The following is a 23487-nucleotide window of genomic DNA, read 5'->3' as shown; positions in this document are numbered from 1 at the left end:
ATATAAGTAGCGCGCCAAAAGCGACCCGATGCTGAGTGCGGGTCCGCCAACCAAGTAGTTGCCTTGTTCGCCGAAATTCTGATCGTTGTCGTCCTCACCATCACGAACGGTTTGTTGTCAATGTCCGAGCTGGCGGTTGTGTCCGCCCGGTCGGCGCGCCTGAGGGTGTTATCGGATCAGGGCAACCAAGGCGCCGATGTGGCGCTTCGGTTGGCGGATAATCCGGGCCGGTTTCTGTCGTCGGTACAAATCGGTATTACCCTGGTGGGGGTGCTGTCTGGGGCGTTTTCCGGCGCGACGCTAGGATTGCGTCTTAGTCGCTGGCTTCTCACGCTGGGCGTTCCCGCCAACCTGTCCGATGTGCTCGGCGTTGGCATCGTTGTGGTCAGCATAACCTACATTTCCCTGATCATTGGGGAGTTAGTGCCCAAACAAATCGCGCTGCGGGATCCGGAGCGAGTGGCGGCGCGTGTGGCGCCTGCCATGGAAATGTTGGCCAAGATCGGTGGGCCGATCGTTTTCATTCTCGATATTTCGGGCACTGCGGTGTTGCGGTTGCTGCGTCAACACGGGGAGGGCGAGGAGACGGTGACCGAAGAAGAGGTCAAGACCATCATCGCTGAGGCGACTACGGCGGGCGTCATTGAAAGCGATGAACATTCAATGATTTCGGGTGTCATGCGTCTGGCGGATCGGTCAGCGCGAGGCCTGATGACGCCTCGGCTCGATGTCGAGTTGATTGATCTGTCGGACGAGCCGGACGAAATCCGCAAAACCATCCTGTCCTCGCATCGATCACGATTGCTGGTTCAGGACGGCGATGCGGATTCGATCATTGGGGTGGTGGCCATTACTGATCTGCTCAGCGTTTTTGCCAACGGGCAGCCGTTCGATACGCGAAAATATGTGCGTCCGGTCCCGGTTGTGATGGATCACGCCGACGCGCTAGACGTCGTACGCGCCATCCGCAACTCGACAGTGCATATGGCACTTGTGGTTGATGAGTACGGGCATTTTGAAGGGATCGTGACCTCGGGAGATATTCTTGAGGTCATCACCGGGGTATTTCAGGAGGAAACGGGCGACGATCCGGCGTTGGTGCGGCGCGACGACGGTTCCTATCTGGTTGCTGGCTGGATGCCCGTAGATGAGTTCAGCGACAAGCTCGGCATCCCAATTCCGCGCGATGCTAAATACGAGACCGTGGCGGGCTATGTCTTGTCCGCAATTAACCGCCTACCCAATGTGGGTGAGAGTTTTTCAAGCGATGGATGGCGCATTGAGGTGATCGACCTTGATGGCCGCCGTATCGACAAGGTTTTGATGAGCAAGCTGGGTTAGCAACACATCAGTAGTGGCGAATTTAGACGCAGCTGGACACTCAGCGCTCGATCTGGTGCCGTTGCTAGAGGTCTTCGAAGCTGTTGGTGCCCATGTTGAACACCCGGCCGTTTTCGCCAATACCGGGCGCGATCAAATCAACCAGTTTTGGCGCGATTTCAATTGGACGCGGGAGCGTATCGGGATCTTCGCCGGGCATGGCCTTGGCGCGCATCGCCGTTCGAACCGCACCAGGATAGAACACATTGGTGCGTACCGAGGTTTGAACCATCTCGCCGGCATAGGCCTTGACCATGGCGTCGACGGCAGCCTTGCTGGCTGCGTATAAACCCCAGTATGGCTTGGCGGAGCGGGCGGCCGACGAAGAGACAAATACGGCACGACCGGCATCCGATTGGCGCAACAACAGGTCCATTGACCGCAAGAGGCGGAAATTGGCTGTTACATTGATGGCCATGACCTTATCAAATTCTTCGGGCGCGATATGGGGCAGGGGCGACAGCGTGCCCAACAGGGCGGCATTGGCAATAAGTCCGTCCAGCGCACCCCACCGTTCAAATATCGCGGCACCAAGTCGGTCTATTGCCTCGCCGTCCTTGAGGTCCAGTGGAACAAGTGTCGCTGACGATCCCATGTCCTGGATTTCGTCGTCGAGTTCTTCAAGTCCGCCGACGGTACGCGCGACGGCCACCACATGAGCGCCTCGGCGCGCCGCTTCGCGCGCAGCAGCATAGCCAATGCCGCGCGATGCACCTGTCACCAAAACGACTTTTCCGGTGAGTTCCTTGGCCTGTGGCCCTTTGGTTTTCGGCATCAACCGGCCTCTTGCAGCATGGAAAACTGTTTGGGATCGTTCTTGGTGCGCCCATTGAGGTCAGTCAACTGTGTCGGATAGTCGCCCGTAAAATAGTGGTCAGTAAACTGGGGGGCCTTGGGATCGCGTTTTTCGCCACCAACGGCCTCATAGAGGCCGTCAATTGACAGGAATTGCAACGAATCAGCGCCAATAAATTTGCACATTGAATTCAAATCGGCGTGCTGATTGGCTAGGAGCTTTTCGGGGTCCGGCGTGTCGATGCCGTAATAGTCGGAATGAAAAATCATCGGGCTGGCAACGCGGATATGCACTTCACTGGCACCTGCGTCACGGATCATTTGCACAATCTTGAGCGACGTCGTGCCGCGCACGATTGAATCATCGACCAAAACGACACGCTTTCCTACAATTTCGGCGCGGTTGGCAGAGTGCTTGAGCTTTACGCCAAAGGCACGGATCGACTGACTGGGCTCGATAAAAGTGCGACCGACATAATGGTTTCGGATTATGCCCAATTCAAATGGGATGCCGCTTGCCTGGGCATAACCAATGGCCGCAGGTGTGCCGCCATCGGGTACCGGCACGACGACGTCGGCGTCGACCGGCGCTTCCCTGGCCAGATTGATGCCCATATGCTTGCGCGCCTTGTAGACGCTGCGACCCGCTACGATAGAGTCGGGCCGGGCGAAATAGACATACTCAAAAAGACACATGCGCTCGCGGCGCGGCTTGAATGGGCGCAGCGACTCGATGGTGATTTGACCGTCAGGTTGAATCTCGCAGACCACAACTTCGCCATTTTCGACGTCACGAACGAATTTGGCGCCGATGATATCGAGAGCGCAGGTTTCCGAGGCGAAAATAGGTTTGCCATCGAGGTCGCCCAAAACCAGGGGCCGAATGCCATTGGGATCGCGGGCGCCGATCAACTTGGTCCGGGTCATCGCCACCATGGCATAAGCGCCTTCCACGGCGCCGATGGCGTCAACAAAGCGGTCGCTTGACGATGTTCGTTGCGAGCGGGCAATCAGATGGAGCACGACTTCGGTGTCGGATGTTGACTGGCAAATGGCGCCCTGGGCAATCAATTTGCGTCGCAGGGTCAATCCGTTGGTCAGATTGCCGTTGTGGGCTATGGCAATGCCACCCACTTCAAGTTCGGCAAACAGCGGCTGCACGTTTCGGAGTATGGTCTCGCCAGTGGTTGAATAGCGCACGTGTCCCATGGCCATCGAACCGGGAATGCGTTTGAGCGTGGCTGGATCGGTAAAATGATCACCGACCAAGCCCAGTTGCCGCTCCGAATGGAACTGGCGACCATCGAACGTCACGATGCCAGCCGCCTCTTGGCCGCGATGTTGCAGCGCATGCAGCCCAAGCGCGGTCAGCGTGGGCGCGTCAGGATGGCCTAAAATGCCGAACACCCCACACTCTTCGCGCAGGGTGTCGCCATAAAGATCGAACGAATCGTCGCTCGGATGGTTCAACGGGCTCTCCATTCCATGCCTGCTACTGTCGCAGAACTGGTTTTTGGACATTTGGTCGCCGACGCCAAAAGATGGATCGGGCGGCGGACAGGCAGCCCGCCAAACATGTTATCCCTGCACGGCAGCATCGGTAAACGGACTACTGTCTTCGGTCTGGTCAGTGCCCTCTTCAGGCAAGGGGGCACTTGTCGCATCGGGGGAGGGCGAACCATCTTCCGTGCGAGAAATATTGCCCTTGAGCAAATTGTCCAACTGGGTTTGAAGCTGAGTTGGCAACATTGTACGCAGCGTATCGCCCATCTGAGTGAGATGGGGCAGTGACTGGGAACCCGCAATGCCCGGTGGCAATTTTCCGGCGAGAAGCCAATTGCCAAAGATCACCACAACGATAGCGATGAGCAAGCCGCGGAGCAGGCCGAATATGAAGCCAAGAGTGCGATCAATCGGCCCGATCTTACTGTCGACCACGAAATCGGCGATACGCATGGTGAGCAGATGCAGAACAATCAGCGACACGATGAACGTAACTACCACCGTAGCGACCTTGGCCACCGTCTCATCGGCAATGTAATTCTGCGCGATCTCGGGGTGATAAAGCAGCATGTACACAGCGATTGCGGCAGATCCGGCCCAAGTCGCCAACGAGAGCACTTCGCGGGTCAAGCCGCGCGCGGTCGCCAGAATGGCCGAGATCAGGAGGAGCAACCCGACTCCAACGTCAAATGCAGTCAACATATCGTATTCGCCCCGTCCCAGCGTTTGCCCTGAGCCTATCTCGGGCATCGTTTAGCCGCTTTGTCCGCCTCTGCCAAGGGAGGGAACGCCACTGACAGGTGATGTTCCCAGAAAGCATGACATTGGTGCAACTATTTTTTATTCGGCAGCTTCTGCAGGTCGCCCCTTGGCCGCGATTCCGGCAACGAGATCGGCAAGAGCGGTATATTCAGCGATTTGCAGGCCGCCATTGCGATCCGTTGAACTCAGCTTTCCGGTTGAAACCGATCCGAAACCGAGTTTTTCGGCTTCGCGCAGGCGCAACGAACCGTGCACAACCGGACGTATGCCGCCTGCCAGGGAAATCTCGCCAAAATATACTGCATCGGCGGGCAGGGGTGATCCGGTCAGCGAAGAAATCAAGGCGGCCGCCACGGCGAGATCTGCTGCCGGCTCACCGATCTTCAGGCCGCCCGCGACATTGAGGTAGATGTCATTGGCGCCTATCCGTACACCACAGCGGGTTTCCAGCACCGCAACCACCATCGACAAGCGTGCAGAATCCCAACCTACGACTGCTCGTCGCGGCGTGCCCAGCGGAGAGGGGGCGACGAGCGCCTGAATTTCCACTAGTAGCGGACGTGTGCCTTCCATGCCCGCGAACACGGCAGAGCCAGCTGCGCCCTCGTCGCGTTGATCGAGAAACAGCGCCGACGGGTTGGCGACTTGCGCCAGCCCCAGCATGGTCATTTCAAACACGCCGATTTCGTCGGTCGCGCCATAGCGGTTCTTGACGCCGCGCAAGATGCGGAAGGTGTGACTGGTGTCGCCTTCGAAATAGAGAACCGCGTCGACCATATGCTCGACAACGCGTGGACCTGCGATCTGCCCGTCTTTGGTGACGTGACCGACCAATACGACAGCGGCGCCGCTTTTCTTGGCAAAGCGGGTTAAGGCCTGAGCCTGAAGTTCGAACCTGGGTAACGGTGCCGGGCGCGCTGTCAACGCGATCTGTCCACAGGGTCTGAATGGAGTCGATGATCACAAGATCTGGCGCCGGGCCGTCTTCGAGCGTGGCGAGGATAATTTCAACATTGGTTTCGGCCGCCAACATGACGTCTGCATCGCCCAGACCAAGGCGCTGGGCCCTCAGGCGCACCTGCGCCACGGCTTCCTCGCCCGATACATAGATGACGCGCTTGCCTGTATTTGCCAGTGCAGCCGCTGCCTGAAGCAGGAGGGTCGATTTGCCGATGCCGGGATCACCGCCGACGAGAAGTGCCGAGCCCATGACGAAGCCACCACCCGTGACACGATCCAGTTCGGCAATGCCTGTTACAACTCGTGCCGCGCTTTCGGTTTCGCCGGATAGCGGCACCAGTTGGGCCGGGCGACTGCCCGCCTTTGCGGCCTTGGGACCGGCTCCAACGCCGCTGTCGGCGAGTTCTTCAACCAGCGTATTCCAGTCACCGCAGGCTTCGCATCGACCGTGCCAGCGGCTATAGACGGCGCCGCATGCCTGACAGAGGAAACTGGATTTTGTTCTGGCCAATACAAATAGTCCCAATTTGATGCCGAGTTTTCAATAGAGCGAAAAGCACGACTATGCAAGAACAAATAGCGAACGTTATTATTCGGTTTCGCCGACATAGCTGCGGGTATAGCGTCCCTTGAGTGCTGTGAGCACCTCATAGCCAATTGTGCCGGCGGCATCGGCTACATCGTCGATGCCGATGTTCGGCCCCAAAATTTCAACGCCTTCGCCCGGAATTGGCAGGTCGTCGCCAAGTTCGGTGATATCAACGGCGATAAGGTCCATCGACACACGACCGACGACCGGACAAATGTGCCCGCGTACAGCAACCGCGCCACCCATGCGGCCGGTTGAACTGGAGAGGGCGCGGAAGAAGCCGTCGGCGTAGCCAATTCCAACAATGGCCAGTCTGGTCTCGCGCGCCAATGTGATACCCGCGCCGTAGCCGACAGTTTCACCGGTGCGCGCGGCCTTGATCTGCAGGATAGGCGCGTGAAGGGTGACGACAGCGGCCATTGGATTTGTGCGCCCGATCACGGCGCGGCCGCCGAACATTGCTACGCCGGGGCGCACCATCTGAAAATGATAGTCTCGCCCCGCCATGACCCCGGCGGAATTGGCCAGTGATGCGGGGATGCCGGGAAAACGAGAGATGACCGACTGGAACAGGGCGAGCTGCGTGCGGTTTTTCTCATGATTTGGCATATCGGCGCAGGCTAGATGACTCATGATCATCTGAGGCGCGAAGCCAAGCTTCTCGGTTTGCTCCTGTACAATGGATGCTTCATTGAGCCGGAAGCCTAGCCGGTTCATGCCCGTGTCAAAATGGAGGGCGGCGGGGTAGGCCTCATTGCGCTCGATGCATTTGGCCAGCCACTCCTCAAGCATCGCCATTGAGGAGATTACCGGCATCAGATTTTGGCGGACATAGAGATTGGCGGCGCCGGGATACAATCCGTTCATTACGAAAATATGCGCATCCTGCAGCGCAGCGCGGACTGTAACCGCCTCATCAACGGTGGCGGTGAAAAAATCGCGCACCAGCGGCGTAAAGCGATTTGGCCACGGGCACGATACCAACGCCATAGCCGTCCGCCTTGATGACAGCACCGGTCAAGGCACCGGCGCTCACCTTGTCCAGAGCGCGCCAATTGCGCACCAAAGCGCCAAGATCAATGGTGAGGTGACCGCCGAGGCCGGATTGCAATGCCATGCCTATTCCATGCGCTCGGGCAGATAGTCGGCGCGCGCCAGATTGCCAAAGCGCGTATATTGCGCCTCAAAGGAGAGTTGTACCGTGCCAGTGGGGCCATGTCGCTGCTTGCCGATGATGACTTCGGCCTTGCCGTAAACTTTTTCCATTTCCCCTTGCCAAGCCAAATGGTCTGGTGAGCCCTCCTTGGGCTCCTTGTTCTTTAGATAGTACTCTTCGCGGTAAACGAAAAGCACGACGTCGGCGTCTTGCTCGATAGAGCCCGATTCGCGCAAGTCCGCCAATTGTGGGTGCTTGTCATCACGATTTTCGACCTGACGCGATAGCTGGGACAGAGCGATAATAGGCACTTCAAGGCTCCTTGGCCAACGCCTTGAGCGTGGTCGTAATCTCCGTCAGGCTCCTGCACTCGGTTCTGGTTGGCGGCCTTGCTGGAGCCTGAGAGCAACTGCAAATAGTCGACAATCAACAGGTCGAGACCCTTTTGGCGCTTGAGGCGGCGCGCGCGCGCTGCAAGTTGGGCGACGCTGATGCCGCCGGTATCGTCAATGTATAGTGGTACCTGAGCCATCTGGGCGGATACATCGACGAGTTTGGAGAACTGGCTTTCGTGAATATTGCCGCGGCGAATGTCGGAGGAGGATATTTCGGCCTGTTCGGCAAGGATACGCGTGGCCAATTGTTCGGCGCTCATTTCCAGGCTGAAAAAGCCTACAATACCTCCATTGACGGTTTTGCTACGACCGTCCGGGGTGACGTCCGCCTGCCATTCCTTGGCGACGTGAAATGCAATGTTGGTGGCGAGAGAGGTTTTGCCCATGGCGGGACGTGCTGCCAGGATAACCAGATCAGAACGCTGCAGGCCGCCCATCAGCCGATCAAGATCGGACAGACCCGTGGCAGTGCCAGATAGGCTCCCGTCGCGACTATAGGCATCGCCTGCCATGCGAATCGCGTCTTTCAGGGCGGCGTTGAACCCTTGGAACCCCCCGTCATATCGACCTTTTTCGGCGAGTTGGAACAGAGCTCCCTCCACCTCTTCAATCTGCTTGTCGGGGGTGGTTTCAACTTCTGACTCATAGGCGGTCGAGACCATTTCCTCGCCAATGAGAATCAGGCTGCGGCGGATCGCCAGATCATGAACGCTGCGACCGTAATCTGCTGCGTTGAGTACTGTGGTCGCTTCGGCAGCCAGTCGCGCGAGATATTGGGCCATGGTCATGTCGGCCAATAGCGCTTCGGGAAGGTGCGTCTTGATGGTTATGGGATCGGCGGATTTGCCGGCGCGGACAAATTTGCCGATTACCTCATAAACTTCGCGATGGATCGGCTCATAAAAATGGTCGGGCTCGAGAAAATCCGAGACGCGATAAAAGGCTTCATTGTTGACGAGAATGGCACCCAGCAGCGCTTGTTCGGCTTCCACATTGTGGGGGGCCAGACGAAAAGCCTTGTCCTCGGCCGTTGGTAGCCGCGCGATCTCTGCCATTGCTGCCTCAAAAGTTATTGCTTCTTAACCACGCGTCGGAGGCCTGTCGATTCACGAAACGCGCGCATGTCCGCTTTGTTTCCCATTGTTGATAACCGCAGGTTAACACTGTGATGAGCGGGGAAAACGGCAGCTGGCCATTGCAATTGTACAAGCAGGCATTGTGCCCGAGTCGGACCGCGCATCGCAACCATCAGGTCGGATCGGCTCAGCAAATGGCCAAAAAAATAGGGTCGGGCAATGCCCGACCCAAAATATTGTTCAGTCCGTGCTGACTAGGCTTCGTCGTCGAAGCGGTCGTCTTGCTGGGCATCTTTCTGACCGGCAGCAAAATCGCCATCAACGTCGTCTTCGTAGACCGTGACGGTGAGATCTTCGCCCTGGTCCTGACGCGCGGCTTCGTCGGTGGAACGAGCGACGTTCACATTGATCGACACAGCAACTTCGGCATGCAGGTTCAGTGACACTGTGTGCATGCCAACCGACTTGATCGGGTCAACCAGATCGACTTGGGTGCGCTGAACGGTGAAGCCGTCTGCGGCCAGAGCTTCGACGATGTCGCGTGATGCGACGGAGCCATAAAGCTGACCGGTTTCACCGGCCTGACGGATGATGATGATGGTCTTGCCATTAAGTCCTTCGGCAATACCGGCAGCAGCTTCACGACGTTCGTCGTTGCGCTTTTCGATATTGACGCGCTCGACCTTGAATTTTTCACGGTTGGCGGTGGTGGCGCGTAGTGCCTTGCCTTGTGGCAACAGGAAGTTGCGGGCGAAGCCGTCTTTGACGTCAACTTCGTCGCCAATGTTGCCGGTGCGCGCGATGCGCTCGAGCATGATCACTTTCATAGAATATATCCTTTGAGCTGTCCCGCCCTTGCTGGACGGTTAGGAGCCGCAAACCATTCGCGACCCCAACGATAGTACGCCGCCTGGGCGCGGGGTCTTACTTGACCGCGTAGGGCATGATGCCGATGAATCGCGCGCGCTTGATGGCGCGGGCCAGTTCACGCTGCTTCTTTGCCGAAACAGCGGTAATGCGGCTTGGTACGATCTTGCCGCGCTCGGACACATAGCGCGAAAGCAGGCGCACGTCCTTGTAGTCGATCTTGGGTGCACCTTCGCCCGAAAACGGGCAGGTCTTGCGCCGACGCTGGAAGGGACGGCGGGCTTGGGCGGTTGTTAGATCACGAATTGCCATAGCTTTTGTTCCTTAGTTCCTAGAAGCGGCGCGGACGACGGTCGCCGCCGCGATCGGGGCGGTCGTCACGGTCACGCTTCTGCATCATTGCCGAGGGGCCTTCTTCAAGTTCGTCCATGCGAACAGTCATGAAGCGCAGGATGTCTTCGTTGATGCGCATCTGGCGTTCCATTTCGGCAACGGCGGTGGCCGGTGCGTCAATATTCATCAGCGAGTAGTGCGCCTTGCGATTCTTGCGAATGCGGTAAGAGAGGCCTTTCAGGCCCCAATATTCGTTCTTGGTGACCTTACCGCCATTGGCAGTCAGAATTTCGGTCAATGCAGTCGTCAATTCTTCAACCTGCTGGGCGGAAACGTCCTGGCGGGCTAAAAAGATATGCTCATAGAGGGCCATAAACAGCGCCTTTCTAAGTGGGTTTCACTCAACATCTGTCAGGCGCGGAGCCTCTTTGAAACCGGAAAGGCATCAAAGCAGTCTTGCAAAGAGCGGGAACACGGGAGGCCGGGATATTTCACCCTATTTGCATGCGCAAACCCTCCGTTCAGCCCCCGGCCAAACGAATGTTGGCGTTCCATTAAGCGAGCAGACGAGAAAACGCAAGGGAAATAGCCAGTAGCAGGCGCTGGCATTTCGGCATCGCGTGTCCTTGTCTCCCTTGACAGCAGTCGCCGGTTTGGCCAAACGCCGCGCAACTGGACATTGGCGAGGCGTCGGGCCAATCTGATGTTTAACGGAGGCAACATGAGCAAACACGCATTCACTTTTCCCGGGCAAGGTAGCCAGGTAGTCGGGATGGGCAAGGAATTAGCAACAATTTACCCCGAGGCCAAGGCGGTATTCGACGAGGTGGATGCGGCATTGGGCGAGACTCTCTCCGCGACCATGTTCGACGGTCCTGAGGATAAGCTGCGCCTGACCGAAAATGCCCAACCAGCCCTAATGGCGGTCAGCATGGCGGTCGTGCGTGTGCTGGAGAGCAAAGGCGTCAGACTGGCTGATAGCGCCGCCTATGTTGCCGGGCATTCGTTGGGCGAATATTCAGCGCTATGTGCGGCCGGTACATTCAGTCTCGCGGACACGGCGCGTTTGCTCCGGACTCGTGGGCTTGCAATGCAAAAGGCCGTTCCGGTTGGTCAAGGGGCGATGGCGGTCTTGCTTGGGCTGGACCTGCCAACAGCGCGGGAAGTTGCGGCAGAAGCCAGTCAAGGCGAGGTTTGTGACGTGGCCAATGACAATGCGCCGGGCCAGGTCGTGATTTCGGGTGCCACTAGTGCGGTCGAACGGGCACTGGATATTGCCAAGGCCAATGGTGCCAAACGCGCGCTGCTGTTGCCGGTCAGCGCGCCGTTTCACTGCTCGCTGATGCAACCAGCAGCCGACGCCATGGGGGCAGCGCTGGCCGAGGTCACGATGAGTGCGCCGGTGGTGCCGCTTGTCGCCAATGTGCTTGCGACCCCAATTGATACGCCAACAGACATTCGCCAACGCTTGATTGAGCAGGTAACGGGCGTTGTGCGTTGGACGGAAAGTATTTCGTGGCTTGCCGGCCCCGGCGGGGTCTCGCATCTTCTGGAGCTGGGTACCGGAAAGGTCTTGACCGGGCTGGCCAAACGAATTGATTCCAATCTGGTCGCCAGTGCGGTAGGCACCGCGACCGATATTGACGCGTTGGTCGCGGAACTGCAGGCTTGAACCCATTGTCCATTTGAATTCGATTCTGACTGGAAATGCATAGATGTTTGATTTGTCTGGGAAACGCGCGCTGGTAACGGGTGCTAGTGGCGGCATCGGCCGCGAGATTGCCAAGGGGCTGGCGGCGGCGGGTGCCACCGTCGCGTTGAGCGGCACTCGGGTTGGTGCACTTGAGGACGTTGCCAGCGAGATCGGCGGCAATGTTGCGGTTTTGCCCTGCAACCTGTCGAAGCTGGATGAGGTGGACAAGCTGGTGCCCAGCGCAGAAGCGGCGCTTGGCGGGCTTGATATCCTGATCAACAATGCGGGCATGACGCGCGACAATCTGTTCATGCGGATGAAAAATGAGGAATGGGATGAGGTGCTTGCGGTCAATCTGACGGCGGCCTTTCATCTCACGCGCGCTGTGTTGCGGGGTATGATGAAGCAGCGTTTTGGCCGGATTATTGGCATTTCCTCGGTGGTCGGCGTGATGGGGAATCCAGGGCAGGGCAATTATGCCGCCTCCAAGGCCGGTCTGATCGGGATGAACAAGGCGCTGGCGCACGAAGTGGCGTCGCGCGGGATAACGGTCAATTCAATCGCGCCGGGCTTTATCGCCTCGGCCATGACCGACGACCTCAATGAAAAGCAGCGCGACTCGATACTTTCAACGATTCCATCGGGGCGGCTGGGCACTGCGCAGGAAATTGCGGGTTGCGCCGTTTTTCTGGCAAGCGACACAGCGGGTTACATCACAGGACACACGCTAAACGTCAATGGTGGCATGGCAATGATATGACAGTTCGGCACAAAGGCGGAAAAAGCTGGGGTCTGCCTTATGGCAAAGGCAAAAGAAGTATGCTAATCGGCGCCGCTGTTGAACATGGCAAGCTATCTTGCGAGTGCCGCGCCGCCCGCTTACAGTTGGTGTGTGCAAGCCAACACCGTGCTTGAATACTTGGCGATGCGCCAATAAGAAGCGAACGATACGTCGATTTCAAAAGGGAAGTCAAACATGAGCGATGTCGCTGATCGGGTCCGCAAAATCGTTGTGGAACACCTCAATGTGGATGCCGAGAAAGTGGTCGAAAAGGCCAGCTTTATTGATGATCTGGGCGCCGATTCGCTTGATCAGGTTGAGTTGGTGATGGCTTTCGAAGAAGAATTTTCAGTCGAAATTCCAGACGATGCAGCCGAATCTATCCAGACTTTTGGGGACGCAGTGTCCTTTCTGACCAAGGCGGTTGGCTGATTCCTGCCGTTTATTGCTAGTCTGGTAGGATAAATCATGGAATTGCGCCGCGTTGTCGTGACGGGAATGGGTATTGTCAGTCCATTGGGCTGCGGTATTGAGGCGACTTGGTCCAATATTCTGGCGGGAAAAAATGGTGCCAAGCGCATCGAGGATTTCCGCGTTGATGATATTGCCTGCCAGATTGCGGCGCGCATTCCTCTCGGGGATTATGCCGAGGGGAAATATAACCCCGACGACTGGATGGACGTGAAGGATCAGCGCAAAGTTGATCCATTCATTGTCTTTGCCATGGCGGCTGCAACGCAGGCGATTGCCGACGCCGGGGTTGAGCCAAAAACTCAGGACGAGCAGGAGCGCACCGGTGTATTGATCGGTTCGGGCATTGGCGGTGTCGGCGGCATTTATGATGCATCTGTTGCATTGCATGAAAAAGGCCCGCGTCGGATCAGTCCGTTCTTTATTCCTGGTCGGCTGATCAATCTTGCATCGGGCTACGTATCCATTCGTTTTGGCCTCAAGGGTCCCAATCATTCGGTGGTTACCGCTTGTTCGACCGGCGCGCATGCCATCGGCGATGCGTCGCGGTTGATTGCGCTGGGCGACGCTGATGTGATGGTTGCCGGGGGTACCGAAAGTTGTGTCAACCGACTCGCAATGGCGGGTTTTTCTGCTTGCCGCGCGTTGTCGACCGGCTTTAACGACACGCCCGAGATCGCCTCGCGACCATACGACAAGGCTCGTGACGGGTTCGTCATGGGCGAGGGTGCAGGCATTGTGGTGCTCGAAGATTACGAGCGCGCCAAGGCGCGTGGCGCCAAAATCTATGGTGAGATCATTGGGTACGGCCTCTCGGGGGATGCGCATCATATTACGGCCCCTTCTGAAGACGGCGATGGTGGCTATCGCTGTATGCAAGCGGCGATAAAACGCGCTGGTATCACCCCGGCCGAGATTGACTATATCAATGCACATGGCACATCCACGCCATTGGGCGATGAGATCGAGCTTGGTGCCGTGACCCGAATGCTGGGTGATGCGGCAACGACCGTTGCCATGTCCTCGACCAAATCTGCCGTTGGGCACTTGTTAGGCGCCGCGGGGTCGGTTGAAGCGATCTTCTCGTTGTTGGCAATTCGCGACAATATTGCGCCACCGACCCTTAATCTTGACAATCCGTCGATGGAAACTGAAATCAATCTGGTGCCCAAGGTGGCGCTTGAGAGGGAAATTAATGTCGCATTGTCAAATTCCTTCGGATTTGGCGGCACCAACGCTACTTTGGTGATGCGCCAGGTCCAATAGGCGCGCGGGCGGGTCAAATTCAGTTCATATTGGCCGCTCTGTCCGATGCCGCTCTTGTCAAGTTCGGACGGCGCCGAGATTATGCCGTCGCATCGGTGAGCCAGGCGGCAGTCGAATTTATTGATCCGAGGGCGCCGGGCGTCGCGACGGTCCAGCTGGGATATTGAGCAACATGAATGATCGCAAGTCACGTCGCGCAAAGCCTCGCCGCCGCAACGGTTTCATCGATATTCTGAACGGCCTGTTGTCGCTGTTTGTTCTCGGCATGCTCGTTGCCTGCGGGGTCGTGTTATACGGGGCGTCCCAGTTTTATGGCGACGGTCCCAGTTCGGGCGAAACGGTATTCAGAGTTGAATCGGGTAATGGCATGGGCCTGACCGGCCAGCGCCTCGAGTCGGCAGGGTTGATCAGCAACAACATGATTTTCCAGATCGGCGGCCGTGTTCTTGACATCAAAAAGCCGATCAAGAAGGGGGATTTCAAGATTCCCGCTGGTGCCAGCATGGCAGACATATTGCGGGAACTGACGGAGGGCGATCCTATCCGCTATGCCGTAACCATCCCTGAGGGGTGGACAGGCTGGGAGGTCGTGCAGCGGTTGAACGCTGATGCAAATCTCAAGGGAGAGATATCTACGCTGCCCGCAGAAGGCTCGGTGTTGCCGGGATCCTATGATTATGTGCCGGGCGATGACCGCAACGATGTCTTGAGTACGATGCAGAAGGCAATGACGGACGCGGTCGACGAAGTGTGGGCAACGCGTGCGCCGGACCTGCCGATAAAGACGCCTGAAGAAATGGTAATTCTGGCCTCGATCGTCGAAAAGGAAACGGGGGTTGCGACAGAACGACCAGAAGTGGCCGCTGTCTTTATCAATCGCTTGAAGCAGAGCATGCGACTACAGTCCGATCCTACCATCATTTATGGCATCACCAAGGGCCAGTCGAAGTTGGGGCGTGGCCTCCGGCGGTCAGAAATTGAGCAGCAAACGCCGTTTAATACCTATCAGATTGACGGGCTGCCGCCGACCCCGATTGCTAATCCGGGTATCGATGCCATCAAGGCGGTGGCGCATCCTGACAGCCATGATTACCTGTATTTTGTGGCGGCGACTGCCGATCCAGCGGACGGACATGTCTTTGCGTCGAGCCTACAAGGAGCATCGGGAGAATGTCGCCAAATTGCGGGCCATCGAGCGCGAGGCGGCAAAGAACGCGGAAGCGGATGCCGACGCTGCCAAGGATGCGATAGAAGCCGATCAGGCTGGTGAGGCGGCGCCCCAATAATCTGGCGGAATTGGGGCAGCGGTCTTGACCTCGGAACATGGATCGATCAACTAGCGTTCACGAGTCGTCAGATCGAGCAGGGCAGGGTATCGGAATGGATTTTGCGCGTCGCGGCGTCATGCTGGTCATAGCGTCGCCTTCGGGTGCGGGGAAATCCTCGATATCGCGGTCGCTGTTCGCACAGGACCCCAATATCCGCCTGTCAGTTTCAGTCACCACGCGGGCGCGGCGAAACGATGAGGTGGATGGCACCCACTATTATTTCATTGACGTGCCGACCTTCGAGCGAATGAAGGCGGACGATGAGTTGCTCGAATGGGCAAAAGTGCACGACAACTATTACGGCACGCCCCGCGCCAAGGTCGAAGAACAGCTGCTGGCCGGCAACGATATTCTATTCGACATCGATTATCAGGGCACACTGCAACTGTATGAGAAAAGTCGCGCCGATATGGTGACGGTATTCATCCTGCCGCCGACGATCGAGGAGTTGCGCGCCAGGCTTGAGCGGCGGGCCCAGGACAGCGTTGGCACCATTGAAAAGCGCCTGCGCAATGCCAAGCTCGAAATGCAGCATTACAATGAGTACGATTACGTTATCGTCAATGACGATCTGGAAGCGTCGTCACAAAAGGTGCGCACGATTCTGGCCGCTGCACGGTTGGCGCGTTTGCGGTGGACTGAACTCGATAGCTTTGTCGATGACCTGCAGGACCAGATCGATCGGTTATAGGTCTAGGGTCAGGCCGGTCGCAAGGATGGCAAGGCACGTGCCATCGCCAGAAAGGCCTCAATCGGCAATTCCTCGGCGCGTTCGTTTCCCTCAAGACTCGCGGTTTCGAGCAAAGCCGGAACTGCCACCCCCAGTGACTTCAAACTCTGGCGCACCATTTTTCTGCGCTGACCGAATGCGGCCTTGGTGACATTTTCGAGATCGCGGACAGCGACAGTTGCATCGACGCGGCGGGGTTTGAGGTGGACGACCGCCGAGGTGACATTTGGCTGCGGTGTGAAGGCTTCGCGACTGACGTTAAACGCAATGCGCGCCTCGCAGCGCCACCCCGCCAGCACGGCCAATCGACCATAGGCCTCGTCGCCGGGACGTGCGCAGATACGTTCCGCCACTTCGCGCTGAAACATTAGTGTAAGGCTTTCAAAAAGGGCGGCCAAGGTGCGGTAGTGAGCCATCCTGTCAGCAATGGCGTCGCGATGTTGTACGGCAGATTGGCGATAATTCTTGTCGGATTTCTGGCGAGCGTGGGATAATCGATCTCCAGGGCGTCACCTGAAACAATTGTCAAACGGCCCGGGTACGCGTCGGCGATTTGTGCCAGAGCGGGCAGGGTGCGAGGGTCGCGTTCGATGGCGATGACTTCGGCGGCACCTTCGGCAAGCAGGGCCCGGGTCAAGCCACCAGGGCCCGGACCGACCTCAAGCACACGGACTCCATCAAGTGGCCCCCCAACGCGGGCAATACGCGCGGTCAGGTTGAGATCGAGAAGGAAGTTCTGGCCGAGCTCCTTTTTGGCGCGCAGGCCATGTTCGGCAATGACTTCGCGCAATGGCGGGAGCGCGTCAATCTGGCTCATTAGTCGCGACCACGGGTCAACTCATCGGCCATGCGAATAGCTGCGAGCAGGCTCCTGGTAGAGCCGCGTCCGGTACCGGCGAGTTCAAAGGCGGTACCGTGATCGGGCGAAGTGCGAACAATTGGCAACCCCAGGGTAACGTTGACTGCCTCCTCGAAGGCGACCGTCTTGATCGGGATGAGCGCCTGATCATGGTACATTGCAATGATCACATCATATCGGCGCCAGTGGCGGGGATAAAAAAGTGTGTCGGCGGGAAAGGGGCCTTCGACATTGATTCCGGCATAGCGCAGTTGGTCGATGGCTGGGCCGATGATGTCGGTTTCTTCCGAGCCGATATTACCACTTTCGCCGGCATGCGGATTAAGGCCAGCGACGGCGATACGCGGTTGGCCGATGCCAAAGCGCAGTCGAAGATCATAATGGGCAGCGGTAACCGTTTCGACGATGCTGGCCCGTGTCAGTTGCGAAGGCACATCTTTGATCGGGGTGTGGATGGTCACAGGGATAACGCGCAGGTCGTTATGCGCGAGCATCATGACCGGTCGGCGCTCCTTGCTGCCCTTGGCGCAGAGATAGGCAAGAAATTCGGTATGACCGGGATGCTTGAAACCGGCGTGGTAGAGGGCAGCCTTGTGAATTGGTGCGGTGACCAACGCTCGACAGGTTCCCGTCTGGACGGCAGCGACCGCTTGCTCGATGGCGCCGATGACCACTTTGCCCGTAAGGGCGCTGGCTTTGCCTGGACTATCTGAAATCAGTCCGGCAATTGACACAACCGGCAGCGCGTCGGCGAAGGTTTTTCCCGCCTCGGCAACGCTTGTGCTGGCAATGTTGAGACCCAAGCCCAGTCGTTTGGCGCGTGCTTGTAGAAATTCAGCATTCCCGAACAGGCAAAATGGCGGCAATTCGTTCTTGGCGCGGTTTTCATAAAGTTGAAGAATGAGGTCAGGCCCAATACCGGCCGGCTCCCCCATGCTTATTGCAAGCGGCTTGTCCATTCTGGCCCCAAATACGCAGAATTATTGAATGCGCCCGGCGTGCCGGGCGCCGTGCGATCAATTGTAAATGATCTTGGCGCGAGAGCGCAGATCTTCGAGATAATTGGTAGCTTTGGTTTCAAGAGCGGCATTGCCGGCATTCGCGCGTAGGTCACTCTTGATAAAGGTCAAATCTTCGGCCACTGCCTTTTCGCACACTGCCAGCATCGAAACGCCGGTGTTGACGACACGCGGTCGGGTGATACCGCCAACGTTGAGGCCCGCCAATTCCTTGGCAACGGCTTCTGGCAGTTGGGTCGCATTGCGACGACCCAGGTCGATGACGGCGGCATCTGTATAGTTGAGCGACAGGTCAACGGCGCTGTCACAACCTTTGAACTGCTGGCGATAGCGGTTGGCCTGTGATGTGCGTCCGCTGGCGCCGCGCCCACCGGGCGCCACGAAAATCACTTCCTTCAAGATATAGTCGAAGCCATTGTAGGAATTCATCTTTTCGGCCGCCTGCTTATCAAGCTCAAGCTCGGAAACCTGAACCTGTGGCATAATGGCGGCTTCGGTAACACCGTTCCAGGCAATAGCGGCACGCAGGCGATCTTGCAGCGATTCGATGCTGACGCCCTGTCCTTGCAGCATTTGGGTCAGTTTGTCCTTGCTGATCTTGATGTTGCGGGCCACCTGCTGATAGGCACTGTCGACCTGGGCGTTCGAAACGGTGATCCCGAGGCGCTTGGCTTCCTGGAGCCTGCAGTGCTTCGTCGATCAATTGTTTGGTCGCGCCGTTTCGACCTGATTTATTGCCTTCCAGCGCGAAAAGCTTGACGCGCTGCGAAATCTGCACGTCGGTAATTGGCTGGCCGTTTACCGAAACCTTGACTGCGGCCGCCTGGCTTGGCAAAGCCGTCGCCACGCACAGCATGATCCCGATTAGAACTGCGCTAGCGCTGTGTCTCATTAGAGCAATCGCCATCATCCTCATCCGTCAGTTATTGGCATTGGACCCGTTGGTCCGTTGCGCAGTGTGCTAGGCAAAAATTGCGGCTAAAATCCGGGTAGATTCGAACTGTAACCCAGATTGAAACCAGCGGGGGCCTTGAGCTTAATCGAACCGGTAATCCGGGTTTCGTTGGGGCTCACATTGGTTGAACCAGTCCGGCTTGCCGTGGCTCGAAGCAACAGATAGCCATCGTCATACTGCAACGCGCCCCCTACCTGCAACCAGGTGTTGGCGCGCAAGTCCCAATATGTGTTGCCGCTGACTGACCAATAGTCGGCTATGGGAACACTGAGTTCGGCGCCGACTTCGTGTTGATCGGCGAGCACGCCCGTGGCGCTATTGGCGGCAACATAGTCGTAATCCAGCGTCGCTGCATAGCCGGCATTGGCGTAGCTGACACCAAGTCCAGCGCGGGAGACGCCGCCGGTGGCGGTGTTAATCTGTAGTTTGCCGCCACCCTTGAGGTTGCGGTTCATCGCGCCGTAGGCACCGATGACGGCATAAGATGATGAGACGTCCAGGCCGGACCCGATGCCGGTCTGAGCCTGATCCGGCATCGCAAAGGCGTTGCTGCCGGCCAGTTGGAAGGATTGTCCAGCGATCAGTTCGAGATAGCTGCCGTCGATAAAATTGGCCTGGTAGCGCCCGCCGATATTTGCCCTCAGGCCGGTTTCTTGTCTGTCCGAGCCGGAAAACCGGTTGTAACTGAACAGGTTGGTGTCGTCGAAGACAAAGCTCTGCGCGTTGTCATTGGTGATGCCGACCGCCGTGGTGTTGCTGCCGCGATAGACCAATTGTGCGATCGGTTCGATTAATTGGGTCACCGATCCATCGTTAGCGGCCATGGGAAAGCGAACGTCCATTGCGGCAATCGGGGTGGCACTGAACAGCGAGGTTGCGCCTCCCGGGAAAGTGCCGGCGCCATCATACTGGGCAACATCCAGGCGACCGCCAAGATAAGGGGTGGCAACAAAACCGCCTGCGCCGATAAACTGGTTTTGCCAACCTGCCTGCAATGCGACGTGAAGCTTGTTGCCGGCATACCCGAATTTGTAGGGCACACCATTGACCGTGTGGGTCGACGTTTCGCTGTCGCGCTGAACGCCGAGGAGGCGGCCGGACAATTCGAGTTGACCCATGCCCTTGGCCAACATTGTGACATTGTCGAACCGCACCACCGGCAGGTTTTTGCCTTGCTGCTGCTGACTTGCGTCAGTGACCTCGCCCAACTTGTTGAACTGCTGCAGCCTGACGTCGATAAACGTGTCCTGCGTCAGGTTCTGTGCATAGACCTCGTTGATGCTCGACTTGTCGGTTGAGAGAAGATAGTCGCTAAAATATGCAGCGTCCGTAAATGCGGTATAAGACCACCCCACGGTCCAGTCCTCGACTGGCCGGAACTCGCCCGATGTCTGGATGGCACCGCGCCAATCGAGATCACCGACCCGACCGGTAAATCTGCTGCGTCCGAACTGATAAATTCCCGAACCTTTGATCCGGATCGCACCATTGTCAAATCGCTGTCGCCATTCTGCGCCGAACAGCAGACCCTGCTGGCTGACAAGGCTGGGCGTCAGAATGATGTCCGTGTAGCGGCTGCTATAGGCGCGATACGGTACGGTGACCTTGGCCCCAATATCTTCACTATAGTCTATTGAGGGCGTGTCAAAGTCATCGAGAATAGTGTCGCTGGTGTCGGGCAACCACAGAAATGGTAACCAGGCGATGGGTATGCCCAATATTTCGAGATGGGGCTGATCCATATAAATCGACCCATCCACTTCGTTCGTGGTGAAGGTGGATGCTGATACCGACCAACCGATGCGGCGTCCCTTGTCATCCACGCAGGCACCGCACGGCGCATATTGGGCGTTGATCAGCATGGTTTGAAGCGTTGTGTCATAGTCGGCACTGTCGGCGGTTATGCGCGAGCCATCGTAGGCGGTGATGGTGAAGCTGGAGATCAGCGCCTTTTTCATACCGCCGGTCATGCTGAAATTTTCGGTTTCCAGGATATTTCCGGATGGATCAATAATCGTAACCGCACCAACGAACTTAACGTCGTTACTACGGCGATTGAATACCAGGCGCTGGCCCTTGATCGTATATCCGTCATAGAGGAACACAACGTCGCCCAGGGCCGTTATGACACTGGTATTGGCGTCAAAGGTCAGGGATTGCGCATCTACCGAGGCGGGCGCGTCGGCACTGATCGGGGCGTTGAATAGGTCGAGCGGCATCAGGCTCTGCCCGAGTGCGGTACCGGATACCCAGGTCGAAACGAGCGCAACCGCCAAAGCGGCGCGGAACGCGTATGCTGTCGCTCTATGTCGGTTTGCGCCCGTCACGTTCGCCCGTCTTCCTTGTAAAGGAGCACAGTAACTCCGATCACAATAGCCACGAAAGCCGGTCCAACTGCTGCAAACCCCGGATCGAGTACGCCGCTGGACCCTGCCCGGTCCGCCATCTCGGTAATCATAAAAACCACAAAACCCAAGACGATCCCATAAAGGATCGCTGCACCATATCTATCTGACCTTCGATAACCTGCGGTAAATGCAAATGCAATTAGCAGCGAGCCGCAAAGCACAAGCGGAAGCGCCAGCAGCTTGATCACGCGCATCTGGGCGGCGGCATGAATGCTGGGATCGGCAACGCCGCGATTTAGCAGGTCAATCAGGCTCGAAAATGGTCATGTCTTCAGTCGAGGACAGTTTCAAACTGATTTCGGCGGGGGTAGATGTCGTGGGTAAAGTATAGTTGGATAGACGCTCCGGGGGGCGGTCAGGGCTGTCGCCGACCGCATTTACGAGCACCCACTTCCCGTCCATCAGGTCGGCCTGGTCGGCGGTAATGCGTTTTTGCGATTCTGCGCCGATGTTGAAAACCGTCACACCATTGAGAACGGCACCGCCAGGCTGCATGCCGAGCGCCATCAGAACATAGCGGGTGTCGCCGCTGCGTTGCTCAAGCCAGATTTCGCCAGCGGGCGTAAGTGACGCGGCTGCGCCAGGCGGCGTGGGGTTCAACACCCGGTTGATTTGTGTGCTGACCGTCTCAAGCCCGACCGAAACCACCATGCTGGTAATGAAAAGGCCAATGAGTGGAGCGCGGACTATGCGCCAGATGGAGATGCCGCTGGCGTTGATGACTGTCAGGCTCGCGATGCGACTTCAGATCCATTATGCCTAAAATGGCGCCCATCAGGACGGTCACAGGCAACGTCTTTATGGTCCATCGGACCGCGCTGGCCATCACCATCAGTATCGCTACTAGTGTGCCGAATTTTTCGGTCACATATTGAAATCGCCAAGTGTCGAGAGATTCGACCAACGCGATGATGCCGTAGATAACGAGTAAGGTTATGCCGATGCGGCCGCCGAGGCGTCGCAGTACCAACCAATCAATTGTGTTCATGCCACCATTCCCGGCATCGTTCGCGGGCGGGTGCGCACAAAGATCAGCGCTACACCAAGGACCATCATGATAAGCGCGCCGCTGGTGGGGCCAGTCGGGCTATACGTGCTGATGCCGCGCTCAATGAACCCCATGGCCAGAACTGCCGCTTCCATTGGAATAATAAATCCGGTTCGCCGCCCACTAGGAAAGCCGCTGATGCCCACAACAAGAGCGCAAATGCCTAGTACCCTCAGCCCTTCCGCAAACCGCTCTACCAGCGTGTTGGTAACCCGTGGTGACCAACTGGCGCTGTTAATGGCTTGCATGATCATGGAGGCACTGTCCTGATCATGCAGACTATTGTCGGTCGTTACGAGCGCGGTCAGCTGTTCAATTGCCAGATCGTAGCGATCAAAAGTGATTTCGGAGAAGCGACCCGCCTCGTCGTACTGCACTGAGCCATTACGTAGGTCCAGCACATAGCCCTGGCTGGTTCGTGAAATGGTGGCGGACTCGGCAATATAGGTGCGGCGTGTGTCGGGATCGCGCCGGTCGTCGGCAAAGAATTCCTTGATTTGTCCCGTGCCGGAGCGTCCACCGATTAGTAGCAAGACGCCTGGCGTTACCTGGGTGAACCGTCCCGGCTTGAGGGTGGAACTGACAAGGTCGGCCGCGATAGCATTGGTGAGTTTGTTTGATTGGCGTGCGGCATAGGGCGCAATGAAATTGGACAGTATCAAGGCCGCGATGGCACCAATTATCGCCACCAGCGCCACGGCGCGAAACATGGCACCCATCCCGTTTACGGTGTGAACGATGTGTAGCTCATGGTTTGACTGCAGGGCCTGAAGCGCTCGGGCCATGCCAATGCCAACGCAGATGAAAAGAAACGCCAGCGCCAATGGCGGGAGACTGAGCAAGGCTTGCCAGCCCAAGGTGGCGACGCCCTGTCCCTTAACGGAAATTAGATCGAAAGAGCGCAGGCAACCAACCAGCCAAAGCAGAAACGAAACCACGCCGAACAGGATCACCGCGTCGATTGCAAATTGGCGCGCCAGGTAGGCAGTCAGTCTATTCATGGGATTTGGCGCATTCAGGGTCATGGCGCAAGCCGGATCGGCGATGGCCTGGATATTGATAAACATTGTTGCAAAAGTTGGTCAGACTCAAGCGTGCGTGACAGAATAGTTC

At 57.4% G+C, this 23487-nt stretch carries 18 protein-coding genes and 6 pseudogenes; 7 read left to right on the top strand and 17 right to left on the bottom strand.

What is annotated here, in order from left to right; genetic code table 11:
• Positions 1–78: 78 nt before the first annotated feature.
• The gene (locus PSQ19_RS05830) at positions 79–1341 is read left to right on the top strand and encodes a hemolysin family protein (protein ID WP_282220625.1); all 1263 of its coding nucleotides are present in this window, start codon (positions 79–81) and stop codon (positions 1339–1341) included.
• Positions 1342–1405: 64 nt separating this feature from the next.
• Here the strand turns inward: PSQ19_RS05830 and PSQ19_RS05825 are convergent, their stop codons facing one another.
• From PSQ19_RS05825 to rpsF, 9 genes and pseudogenes are all read right to left on the bottom strand, one after another.
• A complete protein-coding gene (locus tag PSQ19_RS05825; protein WP_282219985.1) occupies positions 1406–2155 on the bottom strand; it encodes an SDR family NAD(P)-dependent oxidoreductase in 750 nt (249 codons plus the stop codon).
• A complete protein-coding gene (purF, locus tag PSQ19_RS05820; protein ID WP_282219984.1) occupies positions 2155–3657 on the bottom strand; it encodes an amidophosphoribosyltransferase in 1503 nt (500 codons plus the stop codon). Before purF ends, PSQ19_RS05825 begins: the two co-directional genes overlap by 1 nt.
• Positions 3658–3753: 96 nt before the next feature.
• Entirely contained in the window at positions 3754–4380 is a 627-nt protein-coding gene (locus PSQ19_RS05815) for a CvpA family protein (RefSeq protein WP_282219983.1), read from the bottom strand.
• Between the two features lie 138 nt (positions 4381–4518).
• Positions 4519–5911, bottom strand: a pseudogene (gene radA, locus PSQ19_RS05810) (DNA repair protein RadA).
• A gap of 78 nt (positions 5912–5989) precedes the next feature.
• Positions 5990–7106: pseudogene (gene alr / locus PSQ19_RS05805) on the bottom strand (alanine racemase).
• 2 nt (positions 7107–7108) lie between these two features.
• Positions 7109–8595: pseudogene (locus PSQ19_RS05795) on the bottom strand (replicative DNA helicase).
• Positions 8596–8870: 275 nt separating this feature from the next.
• Positions 8871–9443 (bottom strand): 50S ribosomal protein L9, encoded by a 573-nt coding sequence (gene rplI / locus PSQ19_RS05790; protein ID WP_328517741.1) that lies wholly within the window; start codon positions 9441–9443, stop codon positions 8871–8873.
• A 97-nt stretch (positions 9444–9540) separates the two neighbouring features.
• Complete coding sequence (gene rpsR / locus PSQ19_RS05785; protein WP_407648133.1) at positions 9541–9795, bottom strand: 30S ribosomal protein S18; 255 nt, start codon at positions 9793–9795, stop codon at positions 9541–9543.
• Between the two features lie 25 nt (positions 9796–9820).
• A pseudogene (gene rpsF, locus PSQ19_RS05780) lies at positions 9821–10189 on the bottom strand (30S ribosomal protein S6); the annotation flags it as partial.
• Positions 10190–10537: 348 nt separating this feature from the next.
• Here rpsF and fabD point away from each other — a divergent pair.
• The 6 genes from fabD (at position 10538) to gmk (ending at position 16046) form a co-directional block, all read left to right on the top strand.
• Positions 10538–11488: an ACP S-malonyltransferase gene (fabD, locus tag PSQ19_RS05775; protein WP_282219980.1), complete on the top strand. Its 951-nt coding sequence runs from the start codon at positions 10538–10540 to the stop codon at positions 11486–11488.
• Between the two features lie 43 nt (positions 11489–11531).
• On the top strand, positions 11532–12269 hold the full coding sequence (gene fabG / locus PSQ19_RS05770; RefSeq protein ID WP_282219979.1) for a 3-oxoacyl-[acyl-carrier-protein] reductase: 738 nt from the start codon (positions 11532–11534) through the stop codon (positions 12267–12269).
• A gap of 216 nt (positions 12270–12485) precedes the next feature.
• On the top strand, positions 12486–12722 hold the full coding sequence (locus tag PSQ19_RS05765) for an acyl carrier protein (protein ID WP_035100440.1): 237 nt from the start codon (positions 12486–12488) through the stop codon (positions 12720–12722).
• A gap of 42 nt (positions 12723–12764) precedes the next feature.
• The gene (gene fabF / locus PSQ19_RS05760) at positions 12765–14027 is read left to right on the top strand and encodes a beta-ketoacyl-ACP synthase II (protein WP_282220624.1); all 1263 of its coding nucleotides are present in this window, start codon (positions 12765–12767) and stop codon (positions 14025–14027) included.
• Between the two features lie 172 nt (positions 14028–14199).
• Positions 14200–15297, top strand: coding sequence for an endolytic transglycosylase MltG (gene mltG / locus PSQ19_RS05755; protein ID WP_282219978.1), 1098 nt, complete (start codon positions 14200–14202; stop codon positions 15295–15297).
• Positions 15298–15407: 110 nt separating this feature from the next.
• Positions 15408–16046 carry a guanylate kinase gene (gmk, locus tag PSQ19_RS05750; protein WP_282219977.1) on the top strand — a complete coding sequence of 213 codons (639 nt, stop codon included), beginning with the start codon at positions 15408–15410 and terminating at the stop codon, positions 16044–16046.
• A gap of 8 nt (positions 16047–16054) precedes the next feature.
• Here the strand turns inward: gmk and rsmA are convergent.
• The 8 genes and pseudogenes from rsmA to PSQ19_RS05710 form a co-directional block, all read right to left on the bottom strand.
• Positions 16055–16902: pseudogene (rsmA, locus tag PSQ19_RS05745) on the bottom strand (16S rRNA (adenine(1518)-N(6)/adenine(1519)-N(6))-dimethyltransferase RsmA).
• On the bottom strand, positions 16902–17903 hold the full coding sequence (gene pdxA / locus PSQ19_RS05740; protein WP_282219976.1) for a 4-hydroxythreonine-4-phosphate dehydrogenase PdxA: 1002 nt from the start codon (positions 17901–17903) through the stop codon (positions 16902–16904). Before pdxA ends, rsmA begins: the two are co-directional and overlap by 1 nt.
• A 57-nt stretch (positions 17904–17960) precedes the next feature.
• Positions 17961–18638: pseudogene (locus PSQ19_RS05735) on the bottom strand (peptidylprolyl isomerase); the annotation flags it as partial.
• Positions 18639–18941: 303 nt separating this feature from the next.
• Positions 18942–21137, bottom strand: coding sequence for an LPS-assembly protein LptD (locus tag PSQ19_RS05730; protein WP_282219975.1), 2196 nt, complete (start codon positions 21135–21137; stop codon positions 18942–18944).
• 104 nt (positions 21138–21241) lie between these two features.
• Positions 21242–21520: an LptF/LptG family permease gene (locus PSQ19_RS05725; protein ID WP_282219974.1), complete on the bottom strand. Its 279-nt coding sequence runs from the start codon at positions 21518–21520 to the stop codon at positions 21242–21244.
• A 49-nt stretch (positions 21521–21569) separates the two neighbouring features.
• Positions 21570–21998 (bottom strand): hypothetical protein, encoded by a 429-nt coding sequence (locus tag PSQ19_RS05720; RefSeq protein ID WP_282220623.1) that lies wholly within the window; start codon positions 21996–21998, stop codon positions 21570–21572.
• A complete protein-coding gene (locus PSQ19_RS05715) occupies positions 21955–22314 on the bottom strand; it encodes a hypothetical protein (RefSeq protein ID WP_282219973.1) in 360 nt (119 codons plus the stop codon). The genes PSQ19_RS05720 and PSQ19_RS05715 overlap by 44 nt, the downstream gene beginning before the upstream one ends.
• Complete coding sequence (locus PSQ19_RS05710; protein WP_282219972.1) at positions 22311–23375, bottom strand: LptF/LptG family permease; 1065 nt, start codon at positions 23373–23375, stop codon at positions 22311–22313. The genes PSQ19_RS05715 and PSQ19_RS05710 overlap by 4 nt, the downstream gene beginning before the upstream one ends.
• Between the last annotated feature and the right edge of the window lie 112 nt (positions 23376–23487).

This window comes from Devosia algicola (genome assembly GCF_028816455.1).
In the GTDB taxonomy this organism is placed as follows: domain Bacteria; phylum Pseudomonadota; class Alphaproteobacteria; order Rhizobiales; family Devosiaceae; genus Devosia; species Devosia algicola.
Note: the sequence above shows the minus strand (reverse complement) of the source record. Positions and strands in the feature narration are given on the sequence as shown.